The 16,337-nt window shown below is 59.9% G+C and carries 14 protein-coding genes and 3 pseudogenes; 8 read left to right on the top strand and 9 right to left on the bottom strand.

Going from position 1 to position 16,337, the window contains the following annotated elements; genetic code table 11:
- Positions 1 to 125 precede the first annotated feature (125 nt).
- The 3 genes from AC1RPZ_RS10815 to pedF form a co-directional block, all read right to left on the bottom strand.
- On the bottom strand, positions 126 to 1,901 hold the full coding sequence (locus AC1RPZ_RS10815) for a PQQ-dependent methanol/ethanol family dehydrogenase (protein ID WP_493137021.1): 1,776 nt from the start codon (positions 1,899 to 1,901) through the stop codon (positions 126 to 128).
- A gap of 210 nt (positions 1,902 to 2,111) precedes the next feature.
- Positions 2,112 to 2,987, bottom strand: coding sequence for a substrate-binding periplasmic protein (locus tag AC1RPZ_RS10810; RefSeq protein WP_493137020.1), 876 nt, complete (start codon positions 2,985 to 2,987; stop codon positions 2,112 to 2,114).
- 3 nt (positions 2,988 to 2,990) lie between these two features.
- Positions 2,991 to 3,452 (bottom strand): cytochrome c-550 PedF, encoded by a 462-nt coding sequence (pedF, locus tag AC1RPZ_RS10805; protein WP_493137019.1) that lies wholly within the window; start codon positions 3,450 to 3,452, stop codon positions 2,991 to 2,993.
- 399 nt (positions 3,453 to 3,851) lie between these two features.
- On the opposite strand from pedF, the gene AC1RPZ_RS10800 reads away from it, so the two are divergent.
- The 5 genes from AC1RPZ_RS10800 to AC1RPZ_RS10780 all read left to right on the top strand — a co-directional run bounded on the left by AC1RPZ_RS10800 (position 3,852) and on the right by AC1RPZ_RS10780 (position 8,433).
- Complete coding sequence (locus AC1RPZ_RS10800; RefSeq protein ID WP_493137018.1) at positions 3,852 to 5,036, top strand: ABC transporter substrate-binding protein; 1,185 nt, start codon at positions 3,852 to 3,854, stop codon at positions 5,034 to 5,036.
- A 30-nt stretch (positions 5,037 to 5,066) separates the two neighbouring features.
- A complete protein-coding gene (locus tag AC1RPZ_RS10795; protein ID WP_493137017.1) occupies positions 5,067 to 6,026 on the top strand; it encodes a YVTN family beta-propeller repeat protein in 960 nt (319 codons plus the stop codon).
- Positions 6,023 to 6,778, top strand: coding sequence for an ABC transporter ATP-binding protein (locus AC1RPZ_RS10790; RefSeq protein WP_493137016.1), 756 nt, complete (start codon positions 6,023 to 6,025; stop codon positions 6,776 to 6,778). The genes AC1RPZ_RS10795 and AC1RPZ_RS10790 overlap by 4 nt, the downstream gene beginning before the upstream one ends.
- Positions 6,775 to 7,566 carry an ABC transporter permease gene (locus AC1RPZ_RS10785; RefSeq protein ID WP_493137015.1) on the top strand — a complete coding sequence of 264 codons (792 nt, stop codon included), beginning with the start codon at positions 6,775 to 6,777 and terminating at the stop codon, positions 7,564 to 7,566. The genes AC1RPZ_RS10790 and AC1RPZ_RS10785 overlap by 4 nt, the downstream gene beginning before the upstream one ends.
- A gap of 201 nt (positions 7,567 to 7,767) precedes the next feature.
- The gene (locus tag AC1RPZ_RS10780; protein WP_493137014.1) at positions 7,768 to 8,433 is read left to right on the top strand and encodes a response regulator; all 666 of its coding nucleotides are present in this window, start codon (positions 7,768 to 7,770) and stop codon (positions 8,431 to 8,433) included.
- 19 nt (positions 8,434 to 8,452) lie between these two features.
- Here the strand turns inward: AC1RPZ_RS10780 and nahK are convergent, their stop codons facing one another.
- From nahK to AC1RPZ_RS10755, 5 genes and pseudogenes are all read right to left on the bottom strand, one after another.
- Positions 8,453 to 11,086: a hybrid sensor histidine kinase/response regulator NahK/ErcS' gene (gene nahK / locus AC1RPZ_RS10775; protein ID WP_493137013.1), complete on the bottom strand. Its 2,634-nt coding sequence runs from the start codon at positions 11,084 to 11,086 to the stop codon at positions 8,453 to 8,455.
- Complete coding sequence (gene nosP, locus AC1RPZ_RS10770) at positions 11,016 to 12,179, bottom strand: nitric oxide-sensing protein NosP (RefSeq protein ID WP_493137012.1); 1,164 nt, start codon at positions 12,177 to 12,179, stop codon at positions 11,016 to 11,018. The genes nahK and nosP overlap by 71 nt, the downstream gene beginning before the upstream one ends.
- A 157-nt stretch (positions 12,180 to 12,336) precedes the next feature.
- Positions 12,337 to 12,791 (bottom strand): annotated as a pseudogene (locus AC1RPZ_RS10765) (plasmid pRiA4b ORF-3 family protein).
- A gap of 3 nt (positions 12,792 to 12,794) precedes the next feature.
- Positions 12,795 to 13,688: pseudogene (gene tnpC / locus AC1RPZ_RS10760) on the bottom strand (IS66 family transposase); the annotation flags it as partial.
- Positions 13,648 to 13,911 carry a transposase gene (locus AC1RPZ_RS10755; protein ID WP_493137011.1) on the bottom strand — a complete coding sequence of 88 codons (264 nt, stop codon included), beginning with the start codon at positions 13,909 to 13,911 and terminating at the stop codon, positions 13,648 to 13,650. The pseudogene tnpC and the gene AC1RPZ_RS10755, both read right to left, overlap by 41 nt.
- A 232-nt stretch (positions 13,912 to 14,143) precedes the next feature.
- Between AC1RPZ_RS10755 and AC1RPZ_RS10750 the strand changes: the two genes are divergently transcribed.
- A complete protein-coding gene (locus AC1RPZ_RS10750; protein WP_077185744.1) occupies positions 14,144 to 14,329 on the top strand; it encodes a ribbon-helix-helix protein, CopG family in 186 nt (61 codons plus the stop codon).
- 70 nt (positions 14,330 to 14,399) lie between these two features.
- On the opposite strand, the pseudogene AC1RPZ_RS10745 reads toward AC1RPZ_RS10750, so the two are convergent.
- Positions 14,400 to 15,310 (bottom strand): annotated as a pseudogene (locus AC1RPZ_RS10745) (SulP family inorganic anion transporter); the annotation flags it as partial.
- Between the two features lie 243 nt (positions 15,311 to 15,553).
- On the opposite strand from AC1RPZ_RS10745, the gene AC1RPZ_RS10740 reads away from it, so the two are divergent.
- Together AC1RPZ_RS10740 and AC1RPZ_RS10735 are read left to right on the top strand one after the other, a co-directional pair.
- Positions 15,554 to 15,784 carry a hypothetical protein gene (locus AC1RPZ_RS10740; protein ID WP_493137010.1) on the top strand — a complete coding sequence of 77 codons (231 nt, stop codon included), beginning with the start codon at positions 15,554 to 15,556 and terminating at the stop codon, positions 15,782 to 15,784.
- 24 nt (positions 15,785 to 15,808) lie between these two features.
- Positions 15,809 to 15,994 carry a hypothetical protein gene (locus AC1RPZ_RS10735; protein ID WP_493137009.1) on the top strand — a complete coding sequence of 62 codons (186 nt, stop codon included), beginning with the start codon at positions 15,809 to 15,811 and terminating at the stop codon, positions 15,992 to 15,994.
- Positions 15,995 to 16,337 lie beyond the last annotated feature (343 nt).

Here is a 16,337-nt window from a genome sequence, read left to right as displayed (position 1 = left end):
CGGTCAACAGGCGATAGACCGATAGTAGAGAGCCCCACAGCCCGGACGAATGCGCCGTTGGCAGGGGGACTCTCGTCATTTGGTCGTAGTTTTGCCCTGGGGGTATTCAGCCCCCTCGGTTCAGATCAATGCTTGGCCACCAGGTCCTTGGGCAGTTTGAAGGTCCAGAGCATGCCGCCCTGGTTGAAGTCCTTGATCCGCTTGGCCACTTCGCCGCCCCACAACGGGACGGCACCGCCCCAGCCGGACAGCACCGAGACGTACTGCTCGCCATCCATCTCCCAGGTAATCGGCGAGCCGAGCACGCCGGAGCCGGTCTGGAACTCCCAGACCTTTTCCCCGGTCTTGGCGTTGAAGGCCTGCAGGAAGCCTTCCGGCGTGCCGGTAAACACCAGGTTGCCCTTGGTGGTCAGCACCCCGCCCCAGAGCGGCGCGTAGTTCTTGTGCCGCCAGACTTCCTTGCCGGTTTTCGGGTCAATGGCGCGTAGCACGCCGATGTAGTCTTCATTCAACGGTTTGATGGTGAAACCGGCGCCGAGGAACGCCGCGCCTTTCTTGTAGGCGATGCCTTCGTTCCAGATGTCCATGCCCCATTCGTTGGACGGCACATAGAACAGCCCGGTGTCCTGGTTGTAGGCCATGGGCATCCAGTTCTTCGCACCGAGGAAAGCCGGCGCGACAAACACCGAACTGCCTTTTTCTTCACTGCCCGGCGCGCCCGGGCGGCTGGCTTCGTTGTAGATAGGCCGGCCGTCCTTGTCCAGGCCGCTGGCCCAGGTGATCATGTCGACAAACGGGAAGCCACGGATGAACTTGCCGTTGGTGCGGTCCAGCACGTAGAAGAAGCCGTTGCGGTCAGCGGTGGCCGCTGCCTTGATCTCTTTGCCGCCGTCCTTGTAGTTGAACGAGATCAGCTCATTGACGCCGTCATAGTCCCAGCCATCGTGCGGAGTGCTCTGGAAGTGCCATTTGATGGTGCCGTCGTCCGGGTTCAGCGCCAGACGCGATGATGAGTAAAGGTTGTCGCCAGGGCGCAGGTGGGAGTTCCACGGTGCCGGGTTGCCAGTACCGAACAACAGCAGATTGGTTTCCGGATCGTAGTAGCCGCCGAGCCAGGGCGCGGCACCGCCGGTTTTCCAGAGGTCTCCCGGCCAGGTCTTGCCGGCTTCCCCCCCGGAGATGCCATTCTCGACGGCCTTGCCGTCCTTGTAGACGTAACCCATGTGCCCTTCGACCGTTGGCCGGGTCCACAGCAGGTCACCGTTTTTCGGGTTGTAGGCCTCGATCTTGCCCACTACCCCGAACTCGCCGCCGGCAACGCCAGTGATCAACTTGCCATTGATCACCAGGGGCGCGGCGCTGATGGAGTAGCCTTCCTTGTGGTCGGCCACTTTCTTGCTCCAGACCACCTTGCCGGTGTCCTTGTTCAGGGCCACGAGCTTGGCGTCCAGGGTGCCGAAAATCACCAGATCGTCGTACAGCGCCACACCCCGGTTGATCACATCGCAGCACGGCCGGATGTCGTCCGGCAGGCGTGCATCGTACTGCCAGAGTTTCTTGCCGGTATGGGCATCCACCGCAAACACCCGCGAGTAGGAACCGGTCATGTACATCACGCCATCCTTGATCATCGGCTGCGCCTGCTGACCACGCTGCTTTTCACCGCCGAACGAAAAGGCCCAGACCGGGCGCAGTTCCTTCACGTTATCGACATTGAGGATATCCAGCGGGCTGTAGCGTTGTCCCTGGACGCCGAGGCCGTTGGTGACGACCTGCCCGGGGTTTTTCGGGTCCTGGAGAATGTCCTGATCGGTGACGGCGGCCAGGGCCGAGCCGGACAGCAACATGGCACTGAGCAGCACACTGAGGGCGAAGGGTTGACGACGTACGGGGTGGGTCATGACGGCTACCTCTGCGTTATTGTTGTAGCCGGAAATTTTTCCGGTCTGACGCAGATTCTTGGGCGCCGCCGCCGACGCAACAATTGCCCGCAGTGCGGAGATTGCTAGTTCCTTAGTACATATCGAGGATGTGAGGGGCGCCAGTGCCGGTGCTGCCAGCGCAAGCCAGCAGCGCAACAGCCAACGCAATGTCCATGTCATCGCCCGCGCCTACTGGTACATGTCCGGCACGTCATAGCGCAGGCCATAGCTGGCGTAGATCGCCTTGAGCGTGCCGTCGCGGATCAAGCCTTCCAGCGCTTCCTCCACCGCATAGGCCAGCTGACGGTTGCTTTCATGCACCGCCATGCCGATTTCCCAGAGCTGCTTGCCCATGTTCGGGTAGGCGTTTTCTGCCAGCGCCAGTTGCGGATCGGCCGCCTCGTGCACCTGCCAGTCGATCTCACCGCGCATCGCCATCACCGCGTCGACCTCGCCGGCCTTCATCGCGGCAAAGGCCTGGGGCACGCCCGGATAGTGGTGAGTACTGGCCCTGAGCATGCCGTTGAACACCGAGGTCAGGTAGAACGACGGCACGCTGTCGACCTCAACCCCGATGGGGTGATGTTCGAACACCGCAACGCTGCCTACCGACTCCAGTCGACGACGGTCGTAAGCGACTTGCCATTGCTCGTTCTGGTAAGGCCCGAACATCACCACATGGCCGTTCTCCAATTCACCCAGCTCGTTGCGCTTTTGTGAGTAGTCGCGGTCGTAGGGCACGCGCATCATCAGGTCAGCCAACTGCTGGTTGCGCAGTTGGCTGCCACGCCAGATGTAGTCGCGCAGATCATCGTCGAGCTTTTCTCCCGGCGGCGCCCAGATCAGCGTGAGACGTACGCCGAGTGCCTTGGCCAAGGCCTGGGCCAGCTCGACATCGACCCCTCGTGCCTTGCCCGCGTCTTCGAAACTGTAGGGAGCGAAATCCTTGTAGACCGCGACCTTCAGCTCCCCATCGGCGATCATTTGGTCAAAGGTGCGGACCTGCGCCTGCACCGCCTGGCAACACAGCAACACTGCACTGATGAACACCGCGAGCAGGCGCATGGGTCATTGCTCGACATGCACGCTGTCGAGATAGGTGCGCACCGCCCACAGCGCTTCCTGGCTCAGGTAGTCGGCCATCTTCGGCATGTAGACCCGACCGTCGCGCACCGCACCATTACGGACACGCTGGACGAACCATTCATCGCCCGCTTCGCCGACATCCAGCAGGCGCAGGTCGGGGGCAATACCGCCGGACTTGGCTTCCAGGCCATGGCAGGCGGCGCAGTTCTGATTGTAGGCCGAAGAGCCGATTTCCAGGGCCCGGTCATGTTCAGGGGAGGTTCGATAGGGATTCGCCGCAGCCCAGCCATCGGCATCGATCTGCACGCCGGCCTCCTTGATCGGGGTCAGGCCCTTGGTTTCCACCGCCTGGGGGACCACGTTGCCATGGGCCCAGGTCGCACCGGCAGCGAACAGACCGGTCAGCAGCCCTACAGCGAGCAAGGCGTTGCGTTTTGTTGTCATTGTTTTGCCCTCAAGATTGCACGCAAAACCTCTACCAGACCGTGTGAAAACGTAGCGAGCGAAGACAAGACAAGGCAAAAACAGGCGAGGAAGCGGAGTTTACGGGCTGTAAATGAGCATTCCGAGCCTGTTTTTAACGCAGTATTGTCGAGCGCAGTAGTTTTCACACGGCCTGCTACAGAGGCTACGGGCTCATCTTAGGAATACCGCTGCACGATCCGAATGCTGCTTTGGTGGCCGCCTGCTCATCCCTTGGTAGTAGGGCTTGTGGCGAGGCGGTGATCGATCGGCGGGGCGCGCGGCAAGTTACGACCTTGGTACTGGCTCACTGATACTTTCTGCATATTTCGCTGCCCTCCCGGACTTCCTATGCTGGCGCCATACGAAGTGGAGTGCCTTATGCGCCAGCTTATTGGTTACGCCCTGTTCTATCTGTTGGCGATTACCTGCTCCGCGTTGCTGGCCACCCAGAGCCAGGCTGACGACGGCCCGTTGCAGGTGCGCATCGGCTACCTGGGTTATCGTCCCGACCCCGGGCCATTGCTCTCCACTGTCATTCCCGAACCCACAGATGCGGGGTTGCGAGGTGCCGAGCTGGCAATCATCGACAGCAACAGCACCGGACGCTTCCTCAAACACGACTATCACCTGCAAAGCACTGTCGTTGACAGCCCCGAGGCGTTGCTTGAAGCCGCCAGAGTCCAGCACGCTCAAGGCCTGCGATTGTTCGTGGTGAATGTGCCGCTGGACAGTCTGCGCCAACTCAGCGCCGCCCTGCCCGACAGCCTGCTGTTCAATGCCGGCAGTGCCGATGACAGCCTGCGCAGCACCGACTGCCTGGCCAACGTGCTGCACAGTCTGCCCAGCCGCGCCATGCTGGCCGATGCACTGGTGCAGTTCATGGTGGTGCGCAAATGGCAGCGGGCGTTGCTGATCGTCGGTCAGACGCCTGAAGACCAGGCCTATGCCGCCGCTCTGCGACGAGCCATGAAACGCTTCGGGCTAAAGATCGTCGCCGAGAAACCCTGGACGTTCGACAATGACCAGCGCCGCAGCGCCCAGGCCGACATGCCCCTGTTCACCCAGACCGCCGAATACGACGTGGTGCTGGTGGCGGATGAGCGCGGCGACTTCGGTGAATACGTCCCCTACCAGACCTGGTACCCGCGCCCCGTGGCCGGCACTCAGGGACTGACCCCAACCGGCTGGCACCACACCGTGGAAACCTACGGGGCCGCCCAGTTGCAGAAACGCTTCGAAGCCCTGGCCGGACGCTATATGAACGACCGCGACTTCGCCGCCTGGGTCGCCGTGCGCAGCATCGCCAACGCGGTGAGCAAACAGCGCCAGACCGACCCGGTTGCCATTCGCCAACTGGAACTCAGTGACCAGTTGCCACTGGATGGTTTCAAGGGCCGCAAACTCAGCTATCGCCCATGGAACGGCCAGTTGCGCCAGCCGATCCCCATCGTCCAGCCGCGAGCGCTGGTCAGCACCTCGCCCCAGGACGGCTTTTTACACCCCACTAATGAAATGGACAGCCTGGGTTTCGACAAACCTGAAGTGAGTTGCCGCTATCCCTGATCACGCCACCACAACAATAAGGAATCCGCCATGCGCCGCACCCTGCCCACTTGCGCCCTCCTGCTCGCCGCCGGGCAAGCCATGGCGAGTACCGCCTGGGTCTCCAACGAGAAAGACAACAGCCTGAGCCTGATCGACATGCAGACCCTGCAAGTCACCGAGACCCTGCCCGTGGGCCAGCGCCCGCGCGGACTGTTGCTGTCCCACGACAACAAATTGCTGTACATCTGCGCCAGCGACTCGGACCGGGTCCAGGTGATGGATGTGGCCACCCGCAAGATCATCAAGGAGCTGCCCTCGGGCAAGGACCCGGAGCAATTCGCCCTGCACCCCAACAACCGCTGGTTGTACGTCTCCAACGAGGACGATGCACTGGTGACGGTGATCGACACTGAAACCGCCAAGGTCCTGGGCCAGGTCAATGTTGGCGTCGAACCCGAAGGCATGGCGGTCAGCCCCGACGGCAAGTGGGCGGTCAACACCAGTGAAACCACCAACATGCTGCACTGGATCGACACCAGCACCCAGACCCTGACCGACAGCACCCTGGTGGATCAGCGGCCGCGTTTCGTCGAGTTCAATCAGGACGGTTCGCAACTCTGGGCTTCCGCCGAGATCGGCGGCACGGTGACCATTCTCGACGTGGCGACACGCAAGATCCTCAAGACGCTGAAGTTCCAGATCAAGGGCGTGCACCCGGACAAGGTGCAACCGGTCGGCGTCAAGCTCAGCGCCGATGGCAAGTACGCCTTCGTCGCACTTGGCCCGGCCAACCATGTGGCGGTCATCGATGCAAAAACCTTCGAGATCCTCGACTACTTGTTGGTGGGGCGACGCGTCTGGCAGATGTCGTTTACCCCGGACCAGCGCCAGTTGCTGGCCACCAACGGGGTCAGCGGTGATGTCTCGGTGATCGATGTGAACAGCCTGAAGGTCATCAAATCGGTGAAGGTCGGACGCTACCCATGGGGCGTGGTGGTGACGCCATGAACGCGCTCGATGTCTGCGAAGTGAGCTTCGCCTACGGCCCGCGAGAGGCGCTGAAACAGGTCAGTTTCAGCCTGGCGCCCGGGCGTTTCGCGGCGCTGCTGGGGCCCAACGGCGCGGGCAAGTCAACGCTGATCGCCCTGCTCACCCGGCTCTATGACCTGCAACGCGGCGATATTCGAGTCGGCGGCTGCTCTTTGCGCAACGCCGCGCGCCCGGCCTTGCGCCAATTGGGGGTGGTGTTCCAGCAAAGCACTCTGGATCTGGACCTGAGCATTGAACAGAACCTGCGCTATCACGCCGCGTTACAGGGTTTGTCGCGATGCCAGAGCCAACGGCGGGTCGATGCCGAACTGGCGCGCCAGGGCCTGACCGAGCGGCGGCACGAACGGGTTCGCGAACTCAATGGCGGGCATCGCCGGCGAGTGGAAATTGCCCGCGCCCTGCTCCACGAACCGCGCTTGTTGCTACTGGATGAAGCCAGTGCCGGCCTCGACCCGGCCAGCCGCCTGGCGCTTAATCGGCACATTCGCACGCTGTGTCACGAGCAACAGATCAGTGCGCTCTGGACCACCCACCTGCTGGACGAAGTGCTCCCCGACGATGACCTGTTGATCCTCCATCAGGGCCGGCTGGTCGCCAGCGGACAGGCGGCCGCGCTGAGCCTGGAGCACGGCGGCGACCTCAACGCCGCTTTCGCCCGCCTCACCCCTTCACCCGGCATTTCGGCCACTACAGGAGTCAGCACCCGATGAACGCATACTGGCGGTGTTTCAGCGGTATCGTGCTGCGCGAATGGCTGCGCTTCGTGTTGCAACGCACGCGCTTTCTCAGCGCCCTGGTGCGCCCGCTATTGTGGCTGCTGGTGTTCGCCGCAGGGTTTCGCGCCGCCCTGGGTATCGCGATTATCGAACCCTACGACACCTACATTCCCTATGAGGTGTACATCATCCCGGGTCTGGCCTGCATGATCCTGCTGTTCAATGGCATGCAGGGCTCGCTGTCGATGGTCTACGACCGGGAGATGGGCAGCATGCGGGTGCTGCTGACCAGCCCTCTGCCGCGAGCCTTTCTGCTGGGCAGCAAACTATTGGCCACCTCGTTGATTTCCCTGTTGCAGGTTTATGCTTTCCTCGCCATCGCCTGGCTGTATGGCGTGCAACCACCGGCGGCGGGACTGCTGCTGGCGTTACCGGTGTTGCTGCTGGTGGCCCTGATGCTCAGCGCCCTGGGGCTGCTGCTGTCCAACGCGATCCGCCAGCTGGAGAACTTTGCCGGGGTGATGAATTTCGTGATCTTCCCGCTGTTCTTCCTGTCATCGGCCCTGTATCCGTTGTGGAAGATGCTCGAGGCCAGTCAGTGGCTATACTGGCTCTGCGCCCTGAACCCGTTCACCCACGCGGTGGAGTTGGTGCGTTTTGCCCTGTACGAACGCCTCAATCCGCTGGCATTGGCGGTGTGCCTGGGGCTGACCCTGCTGTTCAGCTCGCTTGCGGTGCTGACCTTCAATCCCCAGCATGCGGCGTTACGCAAAGCAGGATAACGAACCACCTCGACCTACTTTAGTATTGGTTTTCCTATCTATGGTCGCATTCACAAAGCACCGTCCCTGGCATGTAATGGGTCCATGACAAACAGGATGAGAGCCTGTGCCGAGTGCCTTGCGTTCCGGCAGCCCCTTTCCCTGACGCCACAGCCTGAGAACCCTTGCCCCACCCTAATCACAATAACGAGGTGAAAGGCCATGTATAAAATTCTGATTGCCGACGATCACCCACTGTTTCGCGAAGCCATTCACAACGTTATCAGCGACGGCTTTCCGGGCAGCGAGGTGATGGAGACCGCCGATCTGGACAGCGCCCTGACGCTGACCCAGCAGCACGACGACCTGGACCTGATCCTGCTGGATTTGAACATGCCCGGCATGCATGGCCTCAATGGCCTGATCAATCTGCGCAACGAGGCGCCGACCATTCCGGTGGTGATCGTCTCTGCCGAGCAGGACAAGCAAGTGGTGCTGCAAGCCATTACCTATGGCGCCGTGGGCTTTATCACCAAGTCTTCGCCGCGCGCGCAAATGACCGAGGCGATCGAGCAGATCCTCAACGGCAACGTCTACCTGCCGCCGGACATCATCCGCACGCAAAAAAGCGGCTCCACTCGACGCATGAGCGAAACCCCGAGCTTTCCTCCCGAACTGCTCCAGGCCCTGACCCGCAAGCAACTGCTGGTGCTCGAACGCATGACCAAGGGCGAGTCGAACAAGCAGATCGCCTACACCCTGGACATCGCCGAAACCACAGTCAAGGCCCACGTCTCGGCGATCCTGCGCAAGCTCAACGTGCACAACCGGGTGCAGGCGATCCTCAGTGCCGGGGACATCGACTTCGGCGCTTATCTGCGGCGCTAGGTTTTTGTGGTGAAAGCCCTCAAGGCCGACCCAGCAGATGGCTCATCGCGGTCTTGAGTTTCATCGGCCGCACCGGCTTGTGCATCAGGGTGTGGCCCCGCTCGCGGATCTGTTGCTTGAGTTCGTTGCTGTAGTTGGCAGTGATCATCATCGCCGGTATCGGCAGGGCCCGACGCGCGTTGATCCGCGCCACGGCATCGACACCATTGCAGTCGTTATCCAGATGGTAGTCAGCAATCAGCAGGTCGGCTTCGGCATGGTAATTGTCCACCTGGCGCGCCAGGTCTTCTTCCGATAAGGCGGTGACTACCTGGCAGCCCCAGCCTTCGAGCAAGGTGCGCATGCCGGCACAAATCGCCGCATCGTTGTCCAGCACCCAAACCCGCGCACCGCGCAGGCGTTCGAGCATCGGCTCGCTGATCGCCAGGCTCGGCGGTGCCTTGGGCGCGGTGGCGCTGAGGGGAACTTCGACGGCAAACATCGAGCCCTTGCCCGGCCACGAGCGCACCCGAATCCGGTGGCCGAGGATGCCGGAGATCTTCTCGACGATGGCCAACCCCAGGCCCAACCCACGGTCCTGGTCCGGGCGCTGCACATCACCGCGTTTGAATTCCTGGAAAATCTCTTCCAGACGCTCCTCGGCGATCCCGATGCCGCTGTCCCAGACTTCGATCGACAGGCGTTGGTGATGCCGTCGGCAGCCCAGCACCACCCGGCCGCTGCGGGTGTAGCGGATGGCATTGCTCAACAGATTGCGCAGGATCCGCGCCAGTAGCTGAATGTCGCTACGCACCAGCGCCGAACAGGCCACGAAGTGCAGTTCAAGCCCTTCGCTGCGGGCTACCTGGGCGTACTCGGTGGCCAGGTTGTCCATCAGCTCGCTGAGGGCGAACGGCGCGATATCAGCCTTGATCACCCCGGCATCGAGTTTGGAAATATCAACCAGTGTGCCCAGCAGGTTTTCCACGTCCTCCAGGGAATTGCTGACATTGCGCACCAGTGTGGCGTTGGCTACCGGCTCGCGGCGCTCGAGCAGCGCACTGGTGAACAGCCGCGCCGCGTTCAACGGTTGCAGCAGGTCGTGACTGACGGCAGCGAGGAATTTGGTTTTCGACAGGTTGGCCTGTTCGGCCTCCAGCTTGGCCTCGCGCAAGCGCGATTCAACCCGGCTGCGTTCGTCGATCTCGCGCAGCAACTGGTCATTGAGGGTAGTCAGTTCGGCCGTGCGCTCGCGCACCCGCAGCTCCAGGTTCTGATAGGCCTGGTGCAGCGCCTCCGCGGTTCTGCGACGCTCGGTGATGTCGCGGATCAGCACAAAGATCCCCACCACCTCGCCGCTGGCCAGGCGATTCGGTACATAGGAGCGCAGCATGTAGCGCTCCTGATTATTGATGTTGGTTTCGGCCACTTCAAAGGTCACGCTCTCGCCCGCCAAGGCCCGCGCCACATAGCTCTCCAGCCGCTGATAATGCTGTTCGCTGTGCACCTCACGCAGACTCTGGCCGAGCATCACGCCCCGCGGCCAGCAGTACCACTCTTCATAGACCTTGTTGGTGAACTCGTAGACCAGATCGGCATTCAGATAGGCGATCAGCGCCGGCACGTGGTCGGTGATCAGACGAATCCAGCGCTCACTCTCACTGAGGGCCTCGGCATGCTGATAGCGTTCAGTGATGTCGGTGAAGGTGTTGACGAAGCCGCCGGTGGGCAGCGGATGGGTGCGGATTTCCAGTACCCGTCCGTCGTAGAGACGCTGCTCGCACTCGTGGATGGTCCTCCCGTTGGAGTCGCGACTGTCCGGGGTCAGCAGGTGCAATTCGCTGTCGCCGATCACCTCGGCAAAGGGCCGGTGGGCGGCCACCGGCGCCAGGCCGCTGAGTTCGAGGAAGCGTCGGTTCCACAACTCCAGAATGCCCTCGGCGCTGACCATGGCCACCCCTTGGGACAGGTTGTCCACCGCCCGCTGCAACAGATGGGATTTCTGCGCGATGGCCTGTTCGCGGCGCACGGTTTCGCTGAGCTTGACCTCGGTGATGTCGGTAAACAGCATCACCCGCCCGCCTTCCCGGGTCGGTCGCTCGCTGACTTGCAGCCAGCGACCGCTCTGCAACCGATAGAGCAGATGTTCGTCGGCATGGCCCCGAGGTTCTTCGTTGAACAGCCCGGTGGCGCTCATCAGTCGCTTGACCTCGGCCAGGCGCATGCCGGCGATGATCCGCACCCGACTGTTGGCCCAGAACGCCTTGAACCGGCTGTTGAACAGCACAATGCGTTGGTCTTCGTCGAACAGCACGAAGGCATCGGAGATGCTCTCGATAGCGTCGATCAGATACTGGTGAGCGGTTTCAGCCCGCAGCCGGGCTTCGCTGAGCAAGTGATTGCCGGCCTTGAGTTCGGCCATGGCCTGGTTCAACGCATCGGTGCGCTCGCGGACCTGCTCGGCCAGCACCACCGAATGCTGAAACGCCGCGTAAGGGTCGTTGCCCCGAGTCACCCCGGACTCGATGCGCTCGATCAGCGCGTCATTGATGCGCTGTAACTTGCGGTTTTCATGCTGCAGTCGGGTGACCTGCTGCTGTAGTTCAACGGCTGACAGGTGTTCGATTCCGGGCAATGGCAACGCCGGTGAAGGTCTGGTTGATGTGCATGCCATTGAACTGTTCTCCGTAGGTGTTGAAACCCATCACTCGCTGCTCGCGCAAGAACGCATCGATCTGTTCCAGGCCATCGCGGTCTTCCAGCTCCAGACGCCGGAGAAAACAATCGCAACCGATGGTCAGCAGCAGCGCGCCGAGACGCGCCTGCAAACCGTCGAACAGATGTTGCAGATTCGGCAGCATGGGCCCGGGGGTCATGACGGTGAGAACGATGCCGTTTTCCACCGCACAGTAGAAACTCAGGCTCAGGTCCGGATGAACTTGCTGGATCGCCCGGACGTAATACTGGTCGTGGATCCGCACCGCCAGCGGGTGGGCAGCGAATACCCGGTGATCGAGTTCGGCCACCGGCACACCGATGTGGCGCGCGTACTCTTCGGCGGCGGGTTCGGCGTTAAGCTCGAAGACCCGACGCTGGGCGCTGTCGGCGCCGGTCACCACCAGTTTCTCTTCGCGGGGCAGGATGTGGTGAGTGGTGAACACTTCGAAATCCAGCCAGGTATTGACCAGCACCACCACCGCCGCGCCGCAGTGGAATTCACCGCCGAAATAGACATGAGTGTGGGTCAGGTAGTTGTCGTCGCCGGCCGAGCCGCCAAAATGCGGAATGTCTCCCAGCGCCGCACTCAGTGCAGCCAGGACCATCTCTTCACGACTGGACAGGCCATCGAGCAGGGTCAGGGCGAAGCTGTTGCCCTTGATCGGCGCCAGGGTGTTGCTGCGACAGTCGCTGACCAGCCGCTCGACCATCTGCTGGGCGTCGATCAGGCTGAAGCGTTCCATTTCATCGATCCGTTCGGTGGCGATGGAAAAGTGCCGATGATCGAAACCCACCGCCGTCACGCAATTGCGGCCGTAGCCAAGGGGAGTGATTTCCCCGGCGCTGGTGCAACCCACCAGGCGGATACCGCCGAAGCTCTGCTCCAGGGCCTCGCCCAGTGCCTGCAGATCGTATTCGGCAGAGCAGAAAAACAGCACGAACCCCAGGTGCGGATGCAACAGCTGCCGCGCCAGTTCCTGGGCCACCAACCGGGCATCGGTCGCCTGGGACATTGCACTGACAACACCCTCATTCTGGGCCTGCTGCATCTTCGCCTCCTCCCGGTGCGCGGTATGAGGCCTGAGTGTACGAAGCCTGCCGGGCGCCACGAATGCTACTTGGGTAGGGGGTAGCCGCTTCCATGGGATGAAAAAAGAGACCGAAGCCTCTATTTTCGTAACCGTCCGAGCTACACCCCCTTGAAACTCAGACCTTAATGTCCTTCAACCACTGATTATTGGGGTCAGCCATCACTTCAAGGAAGTCGGCATACCCCGGTGCCCCACCGATATCTTCCGATGGGCAAGCGTCGGCACCGTCGATGCAGTACGGCATTTAAGGACACACTCCAGCGGGCAGTTTCTTTTCGACTTTGATCCGATGATCCCAGCCGTCGCCAAAGTCGTAGAGATAGCTAAACGTCTTTTTCCCGGACAACGCCTTGATCAGGGTCTTGCGGGCTTCCGTGTTGATGGGCGGCCCCCACCCATCGGGATCCGGAATGCCGTAGTTTTCACCGGCAATTTCAAACTGATGTTGCCCAAGGTGATGTTTTCGGGCACCACCACGCGGCGCCAGATGGCCGGTTCGACCCACTTCAATTCAATGTGCAGTAACAGCAATTCAGGCTCGGGTTTTAACAAGCGAACATTTTTGGCCATGGGTCAGGCAGCCTCGCAGAGTTCTATCAGTGTGAGAGAAACGTTCCAGAGCAGCAGTTCGTTCACCCGGTTGACTGGGTGGTCGGCGATGCACTCCAGAACATAGGTCAAATAGGCTTGCGGGTTCAGGTCGTTGAGTTTGGCCGAGCCCACTAGGCTGTAAATTGCAGCCGCTCGTTCTCCGCCGGTATCGGAACCGACAAACAGATAATTCTTACGCCCCAAAGCGACGGCGCGTAGCGCCCGCTCGGCGGCGTTGTTGTCGATCTCGATCCGGCCGTCATCGCAGTAGCGCGTCAGCGCCTGCCACCGATTAAGGGCATAGAGGATCGCACCACCCAACGCCGACTTCTTCGACAGCTGAGTCAACGTCTGGTTAAGCCAGCTATGTAATTGTTCAGGCAGCGAACTGGCTCGGCTTTGCCTAGCCGCTTTTCGCACGTCTGGCGGCTGCCCTCGAATTTCGCTCTCGATGGCATACAGCGCGGCAATCCGTTGCAGTGCCTCGGCGGCCAGTGGTGAGGCCAGGTCTTTGTAGACATCGTAAAACTTGCGGCGGGCATGAGCCCAGCACGCGGCTTCCTGAATGGTGCCTGTGGCATACAGTTGAGCAAAACCGGCGTAGCCGTCAGCCTGCAAGATCCCGCTGAAACGCTTGAGATGAATGCGGGGATGTTGCCCCTTGCGATCCGGCGAGTAGGCAAACCATACAGCCGCCGGTACTGAGTAACCGGCAGGTCGGTCATCCCGAACGTACGTCCATAGGCGAGCCGTTTTGGTCTTTCCATTGCCCGGTGCGAGCACGCCAATCGGTGTGTCGTCGGCGTGAACTTTATGACCACTCATGACGTAACGCTCAAGTGCGTTGATCAGTGGCCTGAGCAATTGGCTGGACTGGCAAAAGCGTTGCACCCCGATGGACCGGACCAAAGACCCCTTCTTGATATTGCTGCCGCCAACGAAAGACCAGGTTGGCATTGACGTCGTGTTCACAAGCGATCAACGACACCCAGGCGCCAGGCTGGTGGGTGGCTTCGATGACTTTGCGCTTGAACTCTGTCGGGAAGTTGGGACGGCGACCGGCGCGACGGGCTGGAGCTGTATCCAAGATAGTGTTCACTAAAAAAAGATGGACACTATTTTTGCTAATTTAGAGAGCTGTCAGGAGTGGATGCTGGCCGGACGGTTACCGTCTATCTATCCCTTCTTTTACCCGTTTCTGGTTGACGTACCGTCGCCACTTTTTGATCACGGTCAATCTAGCTAGCTGTAACGAACCTTACCGGTGACAAATAACCCTCTGCCTATTATAATTTGATTATCATCAATCGTTTTAGGGTACCGGTAACTCCATGGAAAATAAGACTGCACGATTAACTGTGCTCATTGATCCCGTCAAGAAAAAAGCCCTTGAGGAGCTTTGTGCGTCTCAGGATCTGACGCCTTCTCAGGTCGTTCGTCAGCTTATTCGGGACTACCTGGAGACGCATGGCGTGTCCTACTCGACCAAAAGCAGAATTGCAGCCAATGGTAAGTGATTCGTCTGCGCATGAGCGGGCACGACGAATGCCTGCTCATCGCTCCTTCTTAGCCTACTGCCCCCCATCTCTAGCCTTGGGTCTTGTCGATCTCGACATAACTGCCCAGCGCGCCACTGAAGTCGGCATGATAATGCTCTGAGCCGAGCGCCTGAAGAATCCCGGCCCTGTCGAGCTTGCCGAGGACTTTCTCGTTGGCTTCACACAACTTCACGCTGCGCCAAAGAAGAGCGGCCCCTCAATGGTGTAAACCAAAACGCCAGGCGGAAGATGAACATGACCATTGATCCGCAACTCAACCTCCAGTTCTTTTTCGACCATTTGCTGCACCTCGACTGAAGATGCCATCCGACGCATAAATTGCAGCATGGCGAGAATGACACCGATGTTCACCGCTATCGTTAAATCACTGAAAACGGTCAGCGTGAAGGTGATGAGCAGTATGGCGACGTCGGCTTTAGGGGCTCGCTCGACCATGCGTTTGAAGTGCTTCAGTTCGCTCATGTTGTAAGCGACCACGAATAAGATCGCAGCCAATGCACACAGCGGGATATCCGAAGCCAAAGGCGCCAAGAAGAAGATCAGTAAAATCAAAGTGAGGGCGTGTGCAAAACCCGCGATTGGACTGTTGCCACCATTGCGGATGTTGGTTGCTGTTCGAGCGATCGCGCCTGTCGCAGCAAAGCCACCAAACAGAGGAGTGACCAGGTTAGCAATGCCTTGGCCGATTAACTCCTGATTGGAGTCACGTTTGGTACCGGCCATCCCGTCGGCAACAGTAGCAGAGAGCAGCGACTCGATCGCCCCCAGCATCGCGATCGCAAACGCAGGGCCAATCAACTCAATGACCTGCGGCAGCGTTATTTCAGGAAGGCCTATTTTGGGAAGCCCTTGAGGAATGCCCCCAAATGCACTCCCGATCGTGGCCACGCCGTCGAATTGAAAATAGGAATGCAATGCCGTCACAACGACCATGGCCAAGGGCAGCGCCACGACGCCGACGATGCCCCCTGAGACGATATTTCGAAGCCAGTGCTCGCGCCCTAACAAGCCCGCTTTCCAAGCTTCTCGTATCGCAATCATGACTAGCCTCGCTCTGGTGTCATGTGCATACTATTCACACGTAGTGATAATAGAAAAGCAATTGGCCTAGCCTCGGTACGACACCTGCGACGCTGTAGATTCAGTGCTCAGAGAGCTAAACCCTATGCTCGGAGACCCCGCATGAAACGCGAAGACGTCAAAACCAAACACGGTGAAGGCATGCACTTCGACACGCATGTGATAGCCAACCCGGCCAACACGCACGAGTGGATCATTCTTTTCAAAAAGGATGCAGGGAGAAGCTATTTTCTGGTCAATGACAACGAGGAGATTGAGTCATTTGGACACCTCGATGATCTGATCCATGAGCTTCGCGAGCTGGGTATCAAGTCCGCCGAAGTTCATTTCTGATAGTTGCACTCAGGGAGTTTGACCATGTCAGTAAAAATTGAGCATTTGTCCGGTCAAAGCGAAGAGCTTTGGTCTGTTTGTTTCGGTAGCCGCAGCATTCAATTTCGTACCGAGCAAGGGGCGAAGGACTATGCGGCCACACTCAAAGAAAGAATCGACGCACCGCATACATTTCCGCGAATTCACCACGCTCCCAACCCAGACCACTGATCAACGCTGATCTGAACTTAATGACCCACGCAGAGGCCTCTACGCAACTGGGTCACGAACTCACGCAATTGTCGAAGTACGCGGATCAAATCCAAGAAGCGATGAGAAAACTCTGAATCCCAATGTGCCGCGCTTAGGGCGTGGCTCCGCTGGCGACATTTGAGCACGCAAAAAAATGGCCACACGAGGTGGCCTAAGACGGGTTCAAGCATAGGAGGATCTCTATTGACCAACAGATACAGGCCTGCCCTGAAGTCTTAAGGCCAATAGAGACGGTCCGCTGACTGACAAACCCCTTCATCAGCAGCGTTCAAGCCGGCAATTTGACCCTGGTCTGTGGGTC

The organism is Pseudomonas sp. GW822-FHT02D10 (assembly GCF_058802345.1).
The sequence above is the reverse complement of the archived record's forward strand: the minus strand, read 5'-3'. Positions and strand labels throughout refer to the sequence as shown.